The following is a 17,900-nucleotide window of genomic DNA, read 5'->3' as shown; positions in this document are numbered from 1 at the left end:
CGGGCCAAACCACTCTCAATTTTCCGTGAGCACGATGCGCACTATATAGAAGCGCGCTACCCTGACGCGAGCATCAACAAACCAGGAGGAAACCATGTCCAGACCCACGCTGACCCGTCGCGCAATCCTCGGCTCTGCCGCCGCTCTGCCCCTTGCGGCGATGACCACGCCTGCCCGCGCGGCAGCCCCAATGCTTGGGGCATCCACCACGCGGTATAACCGGGTGACACTGGGCGACTTCGAGGTGACGACCTTGCTTGCTGCGACCACGGCGCGACCGGACCCACAGACGATCTTTGGCCTCAATGTCAGCGCCGAAGAATTCGCAGCCGTTTCAGCGGCCAACAATATTCCAACGGATCAGGCGCAGTTTTTCTTTACGCCCACGGTAATCAACACCGGCGCGGAACTTGTGCTTTTTGATACCGGCCTCAACCCGGATGCTATCACCAGTGCGCTTGCCGCCGCGGGATACACGCCCGATCAGGTCGATGTCGTCGTTCTCACCCATATGCACGGCGACCATATCGGCGGTCTGATGGGCGAGAGCGGGGCGACGTTTCCCAATGCCCGCTACGTGACCGCGAGCGCCGAATACGACCATTGGGCCGCTGCCGGAAACGAAGGATTTGACAGCAAGATGCGTCCCTTGGCGGAAAAGACCGAAATGATCGGTGACGGGGCAAGCGTTGCCTCTGGCATTACCGCCATGTCTGCCGCAGGGCACACGCCCGGCCATACCGCCTACATGATCGAGAGCGGCGGCAAATCACTGGTTATCGCCGCCGATTTCGCGAACCACTATGTCTGGTCGCTCGGGTATCCCGACTGGGAGGTGACATTCGACATGGACAAAGCGCAGGCCGCTGCGACCCGACGCAAGGTTTTGGGCATGTTGGCTGCCGATAAGGTGCCGTTCATCGGCTATCATATGCCCTTCCCTGCCGTGGGCTATGTCGAGACGCGCGGCGACGGGTTCCAGTATGTGCCCGCCAGCTATCAGTTGATGCTCTGATCCGGCGCGCGGGGGCGGATTTACATTTCCGCCCCCGCGCCCCATATGCCGGGAATGACCACACCCGACCCCGATCTCGCAAGCTTTGAGGACATGGCCCGCGCTGCGTTTGCCGCGCTGCCCCCGGCCTTTTACCCTGCGGCGCAGAGCGTGGTGTTGATCGTCGAAGACTGGCCATCCGCAACACTGCTTCACGAGATGGGGATCGACGATCCGCTTGATCTGACTGGTCTCTACGAGGGCATCCCCCTCACCGAGAAATCGCATTTCGATCAGCCTCTTGGCCCTGATACGATCTGGATTTTCCGCGAGCCTATCCTTGAGGAATGGCGCGACAGGGGCGATATTGATCTGGCCGATCTGGTCACGCATGTGGTGGTGCATGAGCTTGCCCATCACTTCGGCTGGTCGGATGAGGATATCGCGCGCATTGACCGCTGGTGGGAGTGACCGGGGTCAAAGCGAGCACTGCGCAGAAAGCAGCCTCCGCACAGCCTATCCTGCAGCGCCCTGCCCTAGCGCCCCTGCTCAAAGCGGTGCCGACCCCAAGAAAGCCATGCCGTGCCGTCTGGTTTTGAGTGACGCAAAACCAACTAAAATCACCGCCAAAATTGGCGTGACAACTTGCCTGTTCTGGAAATTCTCTTGATCAACACTCCACCCTCTGGGGGTGAAATGGTGCGGTCGAGAGGACTCGAACCTCCACGGGAGTTACCCCACAGCGACCTCAACGCTGCGCGTCTACCAATTCCGCCACGACCGCACGTGATCAGGTAGGTTCGGGCCGTATATGCAAACTCATCCGGCTTGTGAAGGGGCAAAACACATCGCCCCTTCGGTTTTTCAAACGCAGGTCTTGATATCTATTCAAGCTTGAACGTCGGCAGGGTTGCCACCGGCTGCACGGCCTCGGCGGTGCCTGTCTGCGCGCTCTGAGTATGGAACGCCGCCTTGCGCAAAAGTGCGGTGCGCCCGGTGTTTCCGGGGGCAAAAACGGGCTCTACCCCGCGCTCTACGGCCTCAACGGCGGTTTGGTACCACGCAAGCGCAAGATCAGGGCGGCGGGTCGTACCAAAGCCTTCGTTCAGGTGATGGCCCATCAACTCGCCATAGGGCTCTTCGCCCAAGGCTGTCAGCAACAGGCCCGATCCCAGCGCCACGTTCATGTTATCGATTCGATAACCAACCGAGAGGCATATTTTGGCGGTTCCCGCCAATTGCGCCGGGGATTGCCCGGATTGCAGAACAAAACTGCGGACTTGCTGAACGACCTCATCACGCGGATTGAGCGAGAGCGCCGCCACATGATCCCGCATCGCAGGCTCAAAGGCGCGGCACTGTTCTTCAAGTTGCGCCGCCGTGACGCCCTTTAGAGAGGCCGCCATCGTCTCGCCTTCGGCAATCGCATAGGTGCGCGCAAGGCAAAACTGTTCGTTGAGCGCGATGCGCCCATCGTTGAGCGATGCCTCGGTGACAAAACCACCGTTGGAATTGGTGATAAGGCTAACCTGATTGCAATGCGACGCAAGAGACGGCCCCTCTCCGCCAGAGGCCATCAGATTTGGCAGCGCGGCAAATCCCACGGCTGCCGGAGCCGTCTCGGCAGTTGGAGCAGAAACCTGCGCGGATTGCGGAATGGCCGCCATCACTGGCGACGGCGCCGTTGGGGCCTGCACGGGTGCTGCCGCATATGTTGGCACACCTACCGCCTCGTCTCGATAGGCCAGCAGCAGGCCGCGCGTGCCCTGACCACGTTGTGCGATCAACTGCGCTGTGGCCGCCCCGCTGCTTTGTGCCCGGTAGTACGAGCTAATAAGAAACTGCCGCTCATAATCCGCAAGATAGCCGGTTGGCGGATATCCCATATGCGCCTGAAACTGCGCGGCGGCGTCCCGCGTGTTGCGGCCACGCACACCGTCGGGGGTGCCGGCGGGAAAGCCGAAGTAATTGAGCGCCGACTGTTCTTCTCGCACTTGCTGACGTTGAACCGAGTTCACTGGTGCGGGTGCCTGATACACCCGTCGTGTTGTCGTTGTCGTCTGTTGCTTGCGTTCCCGCGCCTTTGCGCTTTCATTGACGATGATACCGCTGACTGCGCCACCAACAAGGCCACCAACAAGCCCATCCTTGAAATCCGCCTGTGCCACGCCGACCGGCAACGCGACCGAAGCCGCCAAAGCCATCATCAGAATTCGTTTTGAAAACATCGTTCATCTCCCCTAAGCAGGTGCAAAACTTAATAAGACAACCTACCACAAGTTTCCCTCATACGTGAACAGAGTCAAACCTTGCGCCTCAAAACCCCCTTTGCCATCGACCAATCCGGCGTGGAATGGCATATCTCGACCGATCTTGTCCCCTATCCCGAGGCGGTAGCGGCAATGGAGAAGCGCGTAGCGCGAATCGCCGAAGGCAGCGCCGCCGAGGCAATCTGGCTGTTGGAGCACCCGCCGCTTTACACCGCTGGCACCTCGGCCAAACCGGCGGATTTGACCGATCCTGACCGTTTCCCGGTATATGAGGCGAAACGCGGTGGGCAGTACACCTATCATGGTCCCGGTCAGCGTGTCGTCTACATCATGCTGGATGTGGGCAAGCGCGGGCGCGATGTGCGGTGCTTTGTGCGCCAGCTGGAAAAGTGGGTGATTGCAACACTCGCCGAATTCAACGTCACCGGCGAAATCCGCGCAGGTCGCGTTGGTGTTTGGGTAACGCGCCCCGATAAACCACTGACCGCAACGGGCCAACAAGCCGAGGATAAGGTCGCCGCCATTGGCATACGCCTGCGCAAATGGATCAGCTTTCACGGCATCTCGATCAATGTAGAGCCGGATTTGGAGCATTTCTCGGGCATCGTGCCCTGCGGCATTTCAGAGCATGGGGTGACCAGCCTCGTGGATCTTGGCCTACCTGTCAGCATGGATGACCTTGATGTCGCCCTGCGCCGATGCTTTTCAAAGGCATTTGACTGAGGCAAACCGCCGCCTGCACCAAAGTTGGAGGTTGCAAGCCGGGGCAGTCGGGCTATGGTTACATCCGGAATGCAACCAACCCTAATGAGGTAGCTCATGAAGACCCTTCTCGCCGCGTCCGCCACTCTTGTGGCTCTTTCCTTTCCCGCTTTTGCCGCAGGCGACGCCGCCAAAGGCGAAAAAGAATTCAACAAATGCAAAGCCTGCCACATGATCGCCTCGGAGAGCGAGACCATCGTGAAGGGTGGCAAGACCGGCCCGAACCTTTATGGCGTGATCGGCCGTACAGCAGGCAGCGTAGAAGGTTTTAGCTATTCCGATGGCCTGGCCGCAAAAGGCGCTGAAGGTTTGGTATGGGACGAAGCGGAATTGGCCGCATACGTGGCTGACCCCAATGAATATCTTGGCAGCCGCTCGAAGATGACCTTCAAGCTGGCCAAAGGTGCCGAGGACGTGGCGGCCTATCTCGCGACCTTCTCGCAGTAAGCGATCCAAAAGCCGCAAGGCAGATAGCCCCGTGCAAAACAGCGCGGGGCTTTTTCATGTGCAGTTCAGGCAAACCGCGCGCGCGTTTTGTTGGCCAGTGCCACCAGCGACAACATCACCGGCACCTCGACCAACACGCCCACCACCGTCGCCAATGCCGCGCCCGAGTTTAGGCCAAAGAGCGAAATCGCCACGGCGACCGCGAGTTCAAAGAAATTCGACGTGCCGATCAGCGCACAGGGGGCTGCGATCCGGTGTGGCACCTTGAGCAGCCATGCCGCCGCATAGGCCAGCGCAAAGATGCCATAGCTTTGCAGGATGATGGGCACCGCAATCAACCCGATCACCATGGGCCGCTCGACAATGACCCGGCCTTGAAGGCCAAAAAGGATCATCACCGTCGCGATCAGCCCAAGGATCGACCAAGGTTTCACCCGCGCCTGAAACGCCGCAATCCGCACCTCTGACCCCAGCCTGCGCCGCGTGAGCAACCCCGCCACCAGCGGCAGCGCCACAAAGAGCAGCACCGACAAAACCAGTGTTTCCCACGGCACGACGATATCCGTGACGCCCAACAGAAACGCCACGAGCGGCGCAAAGGCAAAGACCATGACCACATCGTTGACCGAGACCTGCAACAGCGTATAGCTCTCGTCGCCCTTGGTCAGCTGCGACCAGACAAAGACCATCGCCGTGCAGGGGGCCGCCCCCAAAAGGATCAGCCCGGCGATATATTGTTGCGCATCGGCGGGGGCGATCAGATCGGCAAAGACACCTTCAAAGAACAGCACCGCCAAAGCCGCCATGCTAAAGGGCTTTATCAGCCAGTTCACCACCAGTGTGATTGCCAGTCCCTTGGGTTGGCGCGCCACTTGCCCAAGGCTTGACGGGTCGACACCGATCATCATCGGATAGACCATGGCCCAGATCAGCGCCGCCACGATCAGATTGACCCGCGCCACCTCTGCCGCCGCAATCGCCGCGATAAGGCCCGGCGCGATCAGGCCAAGGATCACGCCCGCCGCCATTGCCAATCCAACCCAGACAGTCAGATAGCGCTCAAACCCGCTCATGCCTCTGCCCTTTCCTGTGGGGTCAACTTTCCGGCGGCCAGCGCCGACAGCACGACCATCGCTGTGGCAATGCCCAGCATCAAGGGTAACCCCCCAATTGATAGGTCAGCCCCGAGAGCAGCGTGCCCAAGAGCCGCCCACCGGCATTGGCCATGTAATAGAACCCTACATCCATTGTCACCCGTTCGGCACGGGTAAAGGCAAGGATGAGATAGGAATGCAGTGCCGAATTCACTGCAAAAATAGCGCCGAAGACCAGCAAGCCCGCCACAAGTGCACCTGTGAGCCAAGCCTGCGGCCCCCCCGCCAGCAGCGCCAGTGCGGTCAAAACCGCAGGCACCAAACAAAGCGCAATGGCCCAGCCCCGCGCCGCCGCGATCAAGGCCGCCTCGGGCCGTGTCTTGGCGCGCAGAATTTTGGGGGCCGAGGCCTGCACCGCGCCATAAAGGATGATCCAGCCTGCCATGAACGTGCCGATAAGGAAAAAGGCCGCGCGATTGCCAGCCTCGGACCCATCCGACAAGACGCCATAGAAATAGATCGGGATGCCCACCACAAACCACACATCACGCGCGCCAAAAAGAAACACGCGCGCCGCGCTCAGCCAGTTCACATTGGCGGATTTCGAGAAGACTTCCGAGAATTTCGCGCCCTTGCGCCCGCGTGGCAGGCCCGGCGGCATGGCCCAAGCCACGGCCACAAGGATTGCGGCCAACACGCCCGCCATGGCCCAGACCGCACCAACGAACCCAATCCCCGCCAACAGCGCAGCCCCCAAGAGAAAGCCAAGGCCTTTGACTGCATTCTTGGACCCTGTGAGCACCGCGACCCAGCGAAAAAGCCCACCCTCCTCGGAAGGGGCCAGCAACTTGACTGCGGATTTCGACGACATCTTGGCCAGATCCTTGGCCACGCCAGAGACCCCTTGAACGCCCATCACGAAAGCCACCGAGAGCGCGATGCTCCATGTCGGATCAAGTTGCGCCAGCGCAATCAACGCCACCACTTGTAGGCTTAGCCCGGCATAAAGCGTGGCCGTCAGCCCAAACCGAGCGGCAATCCAGCCCGCCGACAGGTTCGTCACCATGCCTGCGACTTCGTAAAGAACAAAGAGATAAGCCAGTTGCACCGGGCTGAAGCCCAGTGTGTGAAAATGCAAAAGCACCAGCATCCGAAGCGCGCCATCGCTGAGCATGAAGGCCCAATAGGCGGCTGTGACGGCGATGTAAGCGCTTAATCCCTCAGGTCTTGCGGTCACAGGCTGTCCCCGACCATGCAGGCCACATCGACCAACCGATGCGCATAGCCCATCTCATTGTCATACCAGACATAGACCTTCACCTGCGTGCCATTGACCACCATCGTAGAGGGGGCATCAACGATGCCAGAGCGGGTGTCATTGGTGTAATCCGCGCTGACAAGCGGGCGGGTTTCATAACCCAGAATACCCGCAAGCGGGCCCTCAGAGGCCGCCTGAAACAACGCGTTGACCTCCTCCACCGTGGTCTCGCGCTCCATTTCAAACACACAATCGGTGATCGACGCATTCAGCAGCGGCACGCGCACGGCATGGCCATTCAGGCGGCCTTTCAGCTCCGGATAAATCAACGTGATCGCCGTGGCGCTGCCCGTGGTCGTCGGGATCAGAGAGTTGAGCGCAGAGCGCGCGCGGCGCAGGTCCTTTGCGGGGCGATCCACGATGGTCTGCGTATTGGTCACGTCATGGATCGTGGTGATCGATCCATGCTTGATGCCGATGGCCTCGTGCAGCACCTTGACCACCGGGGCAAGGCAATTGGTGGTGCAGCTTGCCGCCGTCACGATGCGGTGCCGCGCAGGCTCATAAACCGCGTGATTGACGCCGTAAACGATATTGGCAGCATCGCCATCCTTGACCGGGGCCGAGACCACGACCTTTTTGATACCTGCGTCAAAATAGGGGGCAAGTTTGGCCTCGGTCTTGAAAACGCCGGTGCAGTCGATCACCACGTCAACGCCCGCCAAGGGCAGGTTGCTCAGGTCTCGCGCGCCGATAAACGGCAGGCGCAGGCCGCCGATGATCACCGCGCCCTCGTCATGGTCAAAACTGGCGTCCCAACGCCCATGCACCGTGTCGAATTCAAGCAGGTGGGCGTGCATGGCGGCATCGCCCACCGCGTCATTGATCCAGGCGATCTTGGCCCCCCGCGCGATCAGCGGCTTGAGGATGAGCTTACCGATCCGGCCCAGACCGTTGATGGCATAGACGGTCATGTGCCCTGCCCCACATCCTGCCGCGCGATGTCATCGACCGCGGCTTGCAGGCTGACGCGATCCAAGGTCGAAATCGGCAACGCCGCAAAGGCCGTGATCCGGTTGCGGAGCGCGCCGTAAGCTTGTTGAAACGCAAGACTTTTCTGTGCCTCTGTGCCTGCGACCTTGACCGGATCGGGCATGCCCCAATGGGCGCTGACCGGCTGGCCTTCCCATGCCGGGCATTCCTCATTTGCGGCCGTGTCACAGACGGTAAAGACAAAGTCGAGCGCGGGGGCATCGGGGCCGGTGAACTCTGACACATTCTTGGCGCGCAGCGGCGTCACGTCATGGCCCTTGGCGCGCAAGACCTTCAGAGCGAAGGGATTAAGCTCGGAATAGGGGCGCGTGCCGGCGGAAAAAACAGTAAAGCGGTCGCCCGCCAGATCGCGCAGGATGGTTTCGGCAAAGATCGAGCGGGCGGAATTGCCAACGCAGATGAAAAGCACGGAGTATGTGCGGTGGGCCATATCGGGGCCTCCTTTGAGGGTGGGAAAGGGGGCGCAGATGTCAGGGCGCCCGCGACAGCAATCGTTGAACAGGTAATCAAAGGTGCGTCGCACCTCTGTCATGTCGATGGAATATCTGAGCGAGGTGCCCGCCCGTTCTTGGCGCACCAACCCCGCCTGCATCAGCGCCGCAAGATAGGCAGAGAGGGTCGAGGGCTTGAGGTGCAGAATCTCGGCCAATTCACCCGCCGGGATACGGTCTGGGTAGCGGCGCATGAGCAGCCGAAAGATCGCCAGCCGCTGCGGGTGACCAAGGGTTGCGAGGCGGGTTGGAGCCAGTGTTTCCATATTTCTGGAATATAAGAAATATAGAGAATATCAAGTGAAGGTTTTGTGACGAGGGCCGGGACGGGCGAGCCCGCCGTAGGGTGCGCATTCATTGCGCACCGTGGGGCGGACGGGTGCCGTCGATTGGTGCGCAATGAATGCGCAACCTACGGGTGACTTGGTGCCACTAAATTTGCCTCTCCAAGAACAGGTTTTAAAATCAACAGCTCTTTAGAACTGAAACAAGTTTTGCGATGTCGCTTGGGCCAACTTGATCAAGAAGTCTGACCAATTCTTGAATTCTCGTTATCGTAACTGAATCAAGTGAATTAGAGTCTTCCTTAAAAACGGGGTCATAACTAATTGACAGAATGCTCAAATCACTCGAAACGTCATCCAGATTCATTTCTAAAGCGTCGAGTTTTTCGAGCAAATCTCTCGGTCTGGGAATTTCACTGGCACTTGCAAAAAGACTTTCTAGTTCGAGTGCTCGAACTACGGGTGAGCGAAATGGTTTTGCATCCATTGCGGCTTTGCATGCACGCAGAATCTTCCCTTTTGCCTCGTCCACAGATGACAAATCATTTATGTCAAAGAAAATTATTCTCTCCGAAGCAAGATCGAAGGGGGGTTTTTCCCCGTTCTGTGCCAAGTGTACAATCGGAAGATTGAAACAATGTCGCAGGCCTATCTCATACATAACGTTAGGGTTTTGGCCCGTTAAATCAGCAATTACTAAATCGCTTTTGTACAACCGTTGAACAATGTCCGAGGTTATCGTGCCCGGTTCATCAACTTCATCGGCCCTAGTTATTTCCAGAAACTCTTTGGCAATGGGACGCAAGACATGCTGCAGTAGATCATCGGCACGCTTGCGGTGAATAGACGCCTGAGCTCCAATGGGAGTGACAAAAAAGCAGCTTTTCATGGCACAATTTGACAACGGTCATCCCCTCACCTCATAAATTTCTTATACTTCACCCGCTTCGGCTCCAGCGCATCCGGGCCCAACCGCCGCTTCTTGTCTTCCTCATAAGCCGAGAAATCGCCCTCGAACCATTCGACATGCGCATCCCCCTCAAAGGCCAGAATATGCGTGCAGATGCGGTCGAGGAAGAACCGGTCGTGCGAGATGACCACGGCGCAGCCTGCGAAATCCATCAGCGCATCTTCCAGCGCGCGCAGGGTTTCGACGTCGAGATCGTTGGTCGGTTCGTCAAGGAGCAGCACATTGCCGCCTTCTTTCAGGAGCCGCGCCATATGCACGCGGTTGCGCTCGCCCCCCGAAAGCAACGACACTTTCTTTTGCTGATCGCCGCCCTTGAAGTTGAACGCCCCGCAATAGGCACGGCTGTTGATCTGGGCGTCGCCCAACACAATCACCTCGGCCCCGCCCGAGATAGCCTCCCAAACATTATCCTCGGGCTTGAGATCATCGCGCGACTGATCGACACAAGAGAGCTGCACCGTATCGCCCAGCTCAATCTTGCCCTCGTCGGGCTGTTCCTGCCCGGTCAGCATCTTGAAGAGCGTGGATTTGCCCGCACCGTTGGGGCCGATGACGCCCACAATGCCGCCGGGCGGCAGCGAAAAGCTGAGATCCTCGATCAGGAGCTTGTCGCCCATGTGCTTTTTCAGGCCCTCAACCTCGATCACCTTGTTGCCAAGGCGCTGACCATTGGGGATGACGATCTGGGCACGGCTGATGCGCTCGCGCTCGGATTGACCGGCCAGCTCGTTATAGGCGTTGATCCGGGCTTTTTGCTTGGCTTGCCGCGCCTTGGCACCTTGGCGCATCCATTCGAGTTCGCGCTCCAGCGTCTTTTGCTTGGATTTATCCTCGCGCGCCTCTTGCAACAGGCGCTTGGCCTTTTGCTCGAGCCAAGCGGAATAATTGCCCTCATAGGGGATACCCCGACCCCGGTCCAACTCGAGAATCCAGCTGGTGATGTCATCAAGGAAATAGCGATCGTGGGTAACGATCAGGATCGTGCCCTTGTAGGCGATAAGGTGCTGTTGCAGCCAGGCGATGGTTTCTGCGTCAAGGTGGTTGGTCGGTTCGTCAAGCAGCAGCATGTCGGGCGCTTCGAGCAAGAGCTTGCAAAGCGCCACGCGGCGGCGTTCACCGCCCGAGAGGGACGCAACGGATGCATCATCGGGCGGGCAGCGCAGCGCCTCCATCGATATATCGACCTGACTGTCGAGATCCCAGAGGTTCTGGCTGTCGATCTCGTCTTGCAACTGCGCCATCTCGTCGGCGGTCTCGTCGCTATAGTTCATCGCCAGTTCGTTGAAACGGTCGAGCTTGGCCTTCTTCTCGGCCACGCCCAGCATCACATTGCCGCGCACATCAAGGCTGTCGTCGAGATGCGGTTCCTGCGGCAAATAGCCCACGCGCGCGCCCTCGGCGGCCCAAGCCTCGCCGGTGAAATCCTTGTCCATCCCGGCCATGATGCGCATCAGGGTGGATTTCCCCGAGCCGTTCACGCCCACAACGCCGATTTTCACCCCCGGCAGAAAGTTGAGGTGGATGTTCTCAAAGCATTTCTTGCCGCCGGGATAGGCCTTGGAGACGCCCTGCATGTGATAGACATATTGATACGCTGCCATGATGTGCCGCTCCGTTCCGCTTGGGTGGGTTCTAATTCAGCCCGCGTGATACCCGTATGGGCGTGCGGGGGCAATGGTCTGTGCATCTGCGGATCAGAGGGCACCCCGGATTTCGCTTTACACCGCCCGCGCCGCTGGCAATGAAAGGGCGATGACACATGCCCTGCCCCATTCCCGCCCCGGTCAGGTGATCGGCCTTTTGGGTGGATCGTTCGATCCGCCGCATGCGGGGCATCTGCATATCAGCCGCGAGGCGTTGCGGCGGTTCGGGCTGGATCGGCTGTGGTGGCTGGTCAGCCCCGGCAACCCGCTCAAGGCGCATGGCCCCGCGCCGCTCGCGCAGCGCATGGCGGCGGCGCAGGCGCTGGTGGATCATCCGCGTATTGACGTGACTGATATTGAGGCGTGGACCGGCACGCGCCATACCGCTGCCACGCTGCGCGCGCTGCGCAGGATTTGCCCCGGTGTGCGGTTTGTCTGGCTGATGGGGGCGGATAACCTGGCGCAATTCCATCTTTGGCAAGACTGGCGCGAGATTCTGGATACGGTGGCGGTGGGGGTGCTGGCGCGGCCCGGTCAGCGCATTTCGGCGCGGCTGTCACCCGCCGCACGCATCTATGCCCACGCCCGCCTGCCCGATTATGACAGTCAGGCATTGGGGCGGCGCGACGCGCCGGCGTGGTGCTTTGTCAATGTGCCGATGATGGATATTTCCTCGACCCGGCTCAGAGAGGCGGGCAGTTGGACAGGGGCGCAAAAGTGAGCGCGCGGCGGGCAAATCGTGATTGCGTGCAACACTGGCCTAAGGTTAACTCTGCGTCATGAGCACAGGCATTTCACGGCGGTATTTTCTGGGCACGGCGCTGGCGGCGCTCGGCAGTTCGGCTATGGCTGGCGCGCCTGCGGTATCGCTCAGGCCGGTGGCGCGGCCAGACGGGGGGGCACGGCGCGCCGTGCAGCGCGCCCCAGCCGCTGAGGCGCTGATTTCTCAGGCCAATCTATCGGGCCGGGTGGGCTATGCGGTGGCCGATGCACGCACGGGGCAATTGCTTGAGTCGGGCGATGCCACAACCGGCCTGCCGCCCGCGAGTGTCACCAAGGCAGTGACCGCGCTCTATGCGCTTGACGCCTTGGGGCCGGAGCATCGCTTTGGCACGCGGCTGATCGCGACCGGGCCGATTTCGGGCGGTGTGCTGAATGGCGATCTGATCCTTGCAGGCGGCGGAGATCCGACGCTCGAGACCGATGGGCTGGCCAGCCTTGCGGCCAATCTGGCCAAGACCGGGCTGCGCGAGGTGCGCGGGAGGTTCCTTGTCTGGGGGGGCGCCGTGCCGTTCAAACGCGCCATCGACGAGGCGCAGCCGGAACACGCGGGCTACAACCCCGCCCTTTCCGGCCTCAACCTCAATTACAACCGCGTGCATTTCGAGTGGAAGCGCGCGGGCGGCAAATATGCCATCACCATGGATGCAAGGTCAGACCGCTACCGCCCCGATGTGACCATGGCGCGCATGCGCATCGCCGAGCGTAACGTGCCGGTCTATACCTACAAGGACGCGGGCGGCTATGACGACTGGACCGTTGCGCTTGGGGCGCTCGGCGCAGGCGGCGCGCGCTGGCTGCCGGTGCGCAAGCCCGAGCTTTACGCGGGCGAGGTTTTTGCCACCTTTGCGCGGTCCCAAGGGATCAAGACCGGCGCGCCGCAGGTCATCGACCGCCTGCCCGACGGCACCGCGATTGTAACCCATGCCAGCGCGCCACTTGCCACCATCCTGCGCGACATGCTGAAATTCTCGACCAATCTCACGGCGGAAATGGTGGGGCTGGCCGCCTCGGCCAAGCGACGCGGGGCGGTGGTGGCGCTGGATCAATCGGCGCAGGATATGAATGCTTGGGCGGCGCAGGCGCTGGGCATGACCGGCGCGGCGCTGAGGGATCATTCAGGCCTCAGCGACCGCTCGCGCCTGTCGGCAGCGGCGATGGCGCAGGCCTTGGCGCGGGCACATCGTGCGGGGCTTTTGCGGCCGCTTTTACGCACGGTCGAATTGCGCGATGCGCAGGGGCGCCCCAATCGCAACCATCCGCTAAAAGTGGCGGCCAAGACCGGAACGCTGCATTTCGTGAGTGCGCTGGCGGGCTATGTGACGACGCCGCAAGGGGCCGATCTGGCCTTTGCGATTTTCACCGCAAGCGACAGTCTGCGCGCCCGTATCGACCCCTCGCAGGATGACAGCCCGCCCGGTGCGCGAAGCTGGAACACGCGCTCAAAGCAGTTGCAACAGTCCTTGATCGAGCGATGGGGCGCGGTTTACGGGGGCTGAGGCCGCTATTTCCGTGCGGTTGGATCGCGACGTTTGTCAGCGTGAAGCGCGCGGCCCCGTTGCACCCCGTCCCGCGCACCCAAAGTGTCGAGCCAGCGCGCGAAATGCGGTTTATGCTCTAGCGTTTGTTGCTGCCCCTCCCAGAGAGAGCACCACCCCCAAAGCGCCATATCGGCGATGGAATAGAAATCGCCCGCGACAAATTCGGATTGCGCCAATTGCCGGTCGAGCACGCCGTAAAGGCGGCCCACCTCAGAGCGGTAGCGATCCTTGGCATAGGGGATGTCTTGGGGTGCGTATTTGAGGAAATGATGCGCTTGGCCTGCCATGGGGCCAACACCGCCCATCTGCCACATGAGCCATTGATCAACCGCGATATGATCGCGCGCGGTATTGCCATAGAACTGCCCGGTCTTGCGCGCCAGATATTGCAGGATCGCCCCGGATTCAAAGATGTGGATCGGCGCGCCGTCCGGCCCCTCGGGGTCGGTGATGGCAGGGATGCGGTTGTTGGGCGAGATTTTCAGATAGTCGGGGGCATGTTGATCGCCTGCGCCAATGTCGATCAGGTGGCAGCGATAGGGCAGGCCCATTTCTTCGAGGGCGATGGATATTTTCCAGCCATTCGGTGTGGGCCAATAATAGAGATCAATCGGGGCGGGCATGGGGCAGGCTCCTGAGCATGGGTCGCGCTCAGAATGACGGTTTACGGCCCATTGGCAAGGGCAGGCGTAGCTCTGGCGGGGTCAAGAGGCGCGACCAACGCGGCTCGGCTACGCAAGGCAGCGCCGCCCGGAATGCGCAGAGCGGCAGATCAGGGCCCCGGCGCAGAAGGCTGCTGTAGAGCGTAAAGACACCGGGGCGCGTGTAGGGCGACCAGTGACAGATGCGCGCGGCGGGCGGTGCGATGGCAAAGCCCAGACGCGCCAGCACCGCAAGCGTGCCGGGATGATCCATTTGAAGGTTGAGCACATTGGGTCCAGCGGGCAGCGCCAGCCCAAGGCTGCGGTCGCCGCGCCGGGGGGCCGGGATCAGGCATTCGAGGAGGAAATCGTAAAAATCATTCTCACGGCTGGTGATATTGATCAGCTCGACGCCGCGTCCCGCCGGGGTATCGAGCGCTGCGGCGGCGCGCTGACCGAATTCGGCACCGGCCAAAAGGATCAGCCGGCGCAGGGCGCCCTTGGGCAGATGTGCCAGCGCCGAAAGAACCACGCGCGCGCCCAGCGAATGCGCGACCGCGTGGATCGGGCGATCCGGGCAGACAGCCCGAATCATGGTGATCAATTGCGCCAATTGCGCCCCCGCCTTGGCCGCCTCGGCATAGGCGCGCCAGATGTTGCCGCGCGCAGGCCAGCCAAAGGCGATGCCAAGCCCCTCGTCTGCTGCGCCGGTGCCAAAGCCAAGCCCGGCGGGCCAACTGCGCACCTTGAAACACCTGCGTTCCGGCGCGAGAGAGAAAATGTGATCATGCGGGCATTCGGTGGCATGGTGGGGCGCGTATTTGAACCCGTGGACCATCAGGATCACGGGCCCCCTGCCCCGCAACAGGCCGGGAAGCGCCAGCGCCGGATCACCGGCCCCGTCATGCAGCACCGGGCCGGTTGGCCCCGTATTCACATGGATCAGCGGCATGTCCCTCACCCCACCAGATGTTGTGGTTGAGAGCTACGCGGTGCAGACGTCGCTTTGGTGACGCTTGCGTGAAACCTGCGTGACAGAGTTGACGATCCGCGCGCGCGGGAGTAAGTCGCAACCGTGGCGATTTGTTACCGGATTGCGGGCCACGTTAAACAAACCGCTAAAAGGTCAGGATGAAAGGCCCCTTTCGCTTGACCGCGTCGGGGCTTTTTTCGTGGGCAGGCGGCCCGGAGGTTGGATATGAGCGAGACTTGGCAAAAACGGACCAAACTGGTGCATGGCGGCACGCGGCGCAGCCAGTATAACGAGGTGAGCGAGGCGATTTTCCTCACCCAAGGATTTGTCTATGACAGCGCCGAGGCGGCAGAGGCGCGGTTCATCAAGGCGGGCGCGGATGAGTTCATCTATGCCCGCTATGGCAACCCCACCGTCGCGATGTTCGAGGACCGGATTGCCGCCCTTGAGGGGGCCGAGGATGCCTTTGCCACAGCAAGCGGCATGGCGGCAGTCTCGGGGGCGCTGACATCCCTGCTGCGGGCGGGGGATCACGTGGTCTCGGCGCGGGCGCTCTTTGGCTCTTGTCTTTATGTGCTCGAAGAAATCCTGACCCGGTTCGGGGTCGAGGTGACATTCGTCGATGGCACCGATCTGGAGCAGTGGCGTGCGGCGATCCGGCCCGGCACCAAGGCCGTCTTCTTCGAGACGATTTCCAATCCCACGCTCGACGTGGTCGATATTCGCAGCGTGGCAGAGTTGGCGCATGCAGCGGGGGCGCTCGTGCTGGTGGATAATGTGTTTGCCACACCGGTATTTTCGCGCGCGATTGAACAGGGCGCGGATGTGGTGATCTATTCGGCGACCAAACATATCGACGGCCAGGGCCGCACGCTGGGCGGGGTTATCCTTGGCACGCGCGATTTCATCCGTGGCACCGTTGAACCCTATATGAAACATACCGGCGGCTCGATGTCGCCCTTCACCGCTTGGGTCATGCTCAAGGGGCTTGAGACCATTGATCTGCGGGTGCGGGCGCAGACTGCGAGTGCGCAGGCGATTGCCGAGGCGTTGCACGGCGATGCGCGGCTGGCGCGGGTGATTTATCCGGGGCTGAGCAGCCATCCGCAGCACGATCTGGTGCGCGCGCAGATGGGCGAAGGTGGCACGGTTCTAGCGCTCGATCTCAAGGGCGGCCAAGAGGCGGCGTTCCGCTTTCTCAATGCGCTGGAAATTGTGGTGATCTCGAACAATCTGGGGGATGCGAAATCCATCGTGACCCATCCCGCCACCACCACCCATCAACGCCTGCCCGCCGCGCAGAAGGCGGCGCTTGGCATCACGCCGGGGCTGGTGCGGCTGAGCGTGGGGCTGGAGGATTGCGGCGACCTGATCCGCGACATTCAGAACGCGCTGGAGGCAGCATTCTGAGGCTGAGAGGTTTTTCAGTAATTTCCGGGGTTTGAATGATCCGCTTTGCCGCATTTGACGTAAATCCCTACGATAATGGCAATTCCTGCGGAAACCCTGTATGTAAGGGTTTGGCAGAGCGGATAGGGAAGTTTTGCGATGAATGTGCATCCGTCTGAGATGAAGCCTGCACCGGACCGGGACGAGGCCAAAGAAGCGCTGGCGCTGCTACGGTCTTGGGCGCGCGCCGCGTCGCCAGAAGAAGTGGCCGATCTTGATCCGGCGATTGCCCGGCTTTTGCCCTCGGGCGAGGTGGCGAATTATCCGCTGCTGGCGCGGGAATATCCAGAGAGCTTTGCGACGAGTGCCGCCTATCTGGCAAGCCTGCCCGATCTGCAGAATGGTCCGGCCTCGCTTATTCGGGGCACGCGGCAACAGTTGCAGCATGTGGGCATTTCCAATTTCCGTCTGCCGATCCGCTACCATACCCGTGAGAATGGCGATCTGACACTTGAGACCTCGGTCACTGGCACGGTCAGTCTTGATGCGGGCAAGAAGGGCATCAACATGTCCCGGATCATGCGCAGCTTTTACAAGCACGCGGAAAAGACATTCAGCGCCGATGTGATGGAGGCCGCACTTTCGGATTACATCACCGACCTCGACTCGGTCGATGCGCGGTTGCAGATGCGCCTGTCTTATCCGGCGCGGGTTCGGTCGCTGCGGTCGGGGCTGGAAGGCTACCAATATTATGACATTGCGATGGAGTTGGTGAAGAACGCCGGCGTCACGCGCAAGTTCATGCATCTCGATTACGTCTACTCGTCAACCTGCCCCTGTTCGCTGGAATTGAGCGAACATGCGCGGTCCGCGCGCGGACAACTGGCCACACCGCATTCGCAGCGCTCTGTTGCGCGGATTTCGGTGGAATTGGTCGAGGACGATTGCCTGTGGTTCGAGGACCTGATCGAGTTGGCGCGGCGCGCGGTGCCCACCGAGACGCAAGTCATGGTCAAGCGCGAGGATGAACAGGCCTTTGCTGAGTTGAACGCCGCCAACCCGATCTTTGTCGAGGATGCCGCGCGGCTTTTTTGCGAGCAGCTGCTGGCCGATCCGCGCATTGGTGATTTTCGCGTGGTGGCCAGCCATCAAGAAAGCCTGCACAGCCATGACGCTGTCAGCGTTTTGACCGAAGGAGAGACCTTTGCGGCGCAGAGCCTTGATCCCCGGTTGTTCCAGACCCTGATTCATGGGCGCTAAGCCCGGAAAATCGGCAAAATGGCCAAATATTAAGCAGGAATCCGCGTAAC

16 protein-coding genes, 1 tRNA gene, 1 pseudogene and 1 riboswitch are annotated in these 17,900 nt (G+C 60.7%); of the genes and pseudogenes, 8 read left to right on the top strand and 10 right to left on the bottom strand.

Annotation, left to right across the window (positions count from 1 at the left end; translation table 11 throughout):
• Positions 1-94: 94 nt before the first annotated feature.
• Both ACLGGT_RS14605 and ACLGGT_RS14600 read left to right on the top strand, forming a co-directional pair.
• The gene (locus tag ACLGGT_RS14605) at positions 95-1,015 is read left to right on the top strand and encodes an MBL fold metallo-hydrolase (protein ID WP_081508282.1); all 921 of its coding nucleotides are present in this window, start codon (positions 95-97) and stop codon (positions 1,013-1,015) included.
• A 54-nt stretch (positions 1,016-1,069) separates the two neighbouring features.
• A complete protein-coding gene (locus ACLGGT_RS14600; protein ID WP_437196658.1) occupies positions 1,070-1,465 on the top strand; it encodes a metallopeptidase family protein in 396 nt (131 codons plus the stop codon).
• 226 nt (positions 1,466-1,691) lie between these two features.
• On the opposite strand, the gene ACLGGT_RS14595 is transcribed toward ACLGGT_RS14600, so the two are convergent.
• Together ACLGGT_RS14595 and ACLGGT_RS14590 are read right to left on the bottom strand one after the other, a co-directional pair.
• Positions 1,692-1,778 (bottom strand) — tRNA-Leu (locus ACLGGT_RS14595).
• A 100-nt stretch (positions 1,779-1,878) separates the two neighbouring features.
• Positions 1,879-3,222, bottom strand: a complete 1,344-nt coding sequence (locus tag ACLGGT_RS14590) for a peptidoglycan-binding domain-containing protein (RefSeq protein WP_151978909.1) — start codon at positions 3,220-3,222, stop codon at positions 1,879-1,881.
• An 81-nt stretch (positions 3,223-3,303) separates the two neighbouring features.
• On the opposite strand from ACLGGT_RS14590, the gene lipB reads away from it, so the two are divergent.
• Both lipB and ACLGGT_RS14580 read left to right on the top strand, forming a co-directional pair.
• A complete protein-coding gene (gene lipB, locus ACLGGT_RS14585) occupies positions 3,304-3,987 on the top strand; it encodes a lipoyl(octanoyl) transferase LipB (RefSeq protein ID WP_437196657.1) in 684 nt (227 codons plus the stop codon).
• Between the two features lie 96 nt (positions 3,988-4,083).
• Positions 4,084-4,473 carry a c-type cytochrome gene (locus ACLGGT_RS14580; RefSeq protein ID WP_008281911.1) on the top strand — a complete coding sequence of 130 codons (390 nt, stop codon included), beginning with the start codon at positions 4,084-4,086 and terminating at the stop codon, positions 4,471-4,473.
• A 65-nt stretch (positions 4,474-4,538) separates the two neighbouring features.
• On the opposite strand, the gene arsB is transcribed toward ACLGGT_RS14580, so the two are convergent.
• From arsB to ettA, 6 genes and pseudogenes are all read right to left on the bottom strand, one after another.
• Entirely contained in the window at positions 4,539-5,546 is a 1,008-nt protein-coding gene (arsB, locus tag ACLGGT_RS14575) for an ACR3 family arsenite efflux transporter (protein ID WP_081508279.1), read from the bottom strand.
• A pseudogene (gene arsJ / locus ACLGGT_RS14570) lies at positions 5,543-6,804 on the bottom strand (organoarsenical effux MFS transporter ArsJ). The gene arsB and the pseudogene arsJ overlap by 4 nt, the downstream one beginning before the upstream one ends.
• The gene (locus tag ACLGGT_RS14565; protein ID WP_437196656.1) at positions 6,801-7,799 is read right to left on the bottom strand and encodes an ArsJ-associated glyceraldehyde-3-phosphate dehydrogenase; all 999 of its coding nucleotides are present in this window, start codon (positions 7,797-7,799) and stop codon (positions 6,801-6,803) included. The pseudogene arsJ and the gene ACLGGT_RS14565 overlap by 4 nt, the downstream one beginning before the upstream one ends.
• Positions 7,796-8,635 (bottom strand): helix-turn-helix domain-containing protein, encoded by an 840-nt coding sequence (locus ACLGGT_RS14560; RefSeq protein ID WP_375553891.1) that lies wholly within the window; start codon positions 8,633-8,635, stop codon positions 7,796-7,798. Before ACLGGT_RS14560 ends, ACLGGT_RS14565 begins: the two co-directional genes overlap by 4 nt.
• Before the next feature lie 199 nt (positions 8,636-8,834).
• The gene (locus ACLGGT_RS14555; RefSeq protein WP_437196655.1) at positions 8,835-9,557 is read right to left on the bottom strand and encodes a hypothetical protein; all 723 of its coding nucleotides are present in this window, start codon (positions 9,555-9,557) and stop codon (positions 8,835-8,837) included.
• A gap of 11 nt (positions 9,558-9,568) precedes the next feature.
• Positions 9,569-11,224, bottom strand: coding sequence for an energy-dependent translational throttle protein EttA (ettA, locus tag ACLGGT_RS14550; protein WP_437196654.1), 1,656 nt, complete (start codon positions 11,222-11,224; stop codon positions 9,569-9,571).
• 151 nt (positions 11,225-11,375) lie between these two features.
• Between ettA and ACLGGT_RS14545 the strand changes: the two genes are divergently transcribed.
• Together ACLGGT_RS14545 and dacB are read left to right on the top strand one after the other, a co-directional pair.
• Entirely contained in the window at positions 11,376-11,987 is a 612-nt protein-coding gene (locus tag ACLGGT_RS14545) for a nicotinate-nucleotide adenylyltransferase (protein WP_375553894.1), read from the top strand.
• Between the two features lie 58 nt (positions 11,988-12,045).
• A complete protein-coding gene (dacB, locus tag ACLGGT_RS14540) occupies positions 12,046-13,545 on the top strand; it encodes a D-alanyl-D-alanine carboxypeptidase/D-alanyl-D-alanine endopeptidase (protein ID WP_437196653.1) in 1,500 nt (499 codons plus the stop codon).
• A 5-nt stretch (positions 13,546-13,550) separates the two neighbouring features.
• On the opposite strand, the gene ACLGGT_RS14535 is transcribed toward dacB, so the two are convergent.
• Complete coding sequence (locus ACLGGT_RS14535) at positions 13,551-14,210, bottom strand: glutathione S-transferase N-terminal domain-containing protein (RefSeq protein WP_437196652.1); 660 nt, start codon at positions 14,208-14,210, stop codon at positions 13,551-13,553.
• A gap of 28 nt (positions 14,211-14,238) precedes the next feature.
• A complete protein-coding gene (locus ACLGGT_RS14530; RefSeq protein WP_437196651.1) occupies positions 14,239-15,180 on the bottom strand; it encodes an alpha/beta hydrolase in 942 nt (313 codons plus the stop codon).
• A 113-nt stretch (positions 15,181-15,293) separates the two neighbouring features.
• Positions 15,294-15,370, top strand: a riboswitch (SAM riboswitch).
• 56 nt (positions 15,371-15,426) lie between these two features.
• Between ACLGGT_RS14530 and metZ the strand changes: the two genes are divergently transcribed.
• Both metZ and folE2 read left to right on the top strand, forming a co-directional pair.
• Complete coding sequence (gene metZ, locus ACLGGT_RS14525; protein WP_008280329.1) at positions 15,427-16,611, top strand: O-succinylhomoserine sulfhydrylase; 1,185 nt, start codon at positions 15,427-15,429, stop codon at positions 16,609-16,611.
• Between the two features lie 138 nt (positions 16,612-16,749).
• Positions 16,750-17,850: a GTP cyclohydrolase FolE2 gene (folE2, locus tag ACLGGT_RS14520; RefSeq protein ID WP_008280328.1), complete on the top strand. Its 1,101-nt coding sequence runs from the start codon at positions 16,750-16,752 to the stop codon at positions 17,848-17,850.
• Positions 17,851-17,900 lie beyond the last annotated feature (50 nt).

Source organism: Roseovarius sp. MS2 (genome assembly GCF_051447875.1).
Lineage (GTDB): Bacteria > Pseudomonadota > Alphaproteobacteria > Rhodobacterales > Rhodobacteraceae > Roseovarius > Roseovarius mucosus_A.
This window is presented reverse-complemented; position numbering and strand designations above follow the sequence as displayed.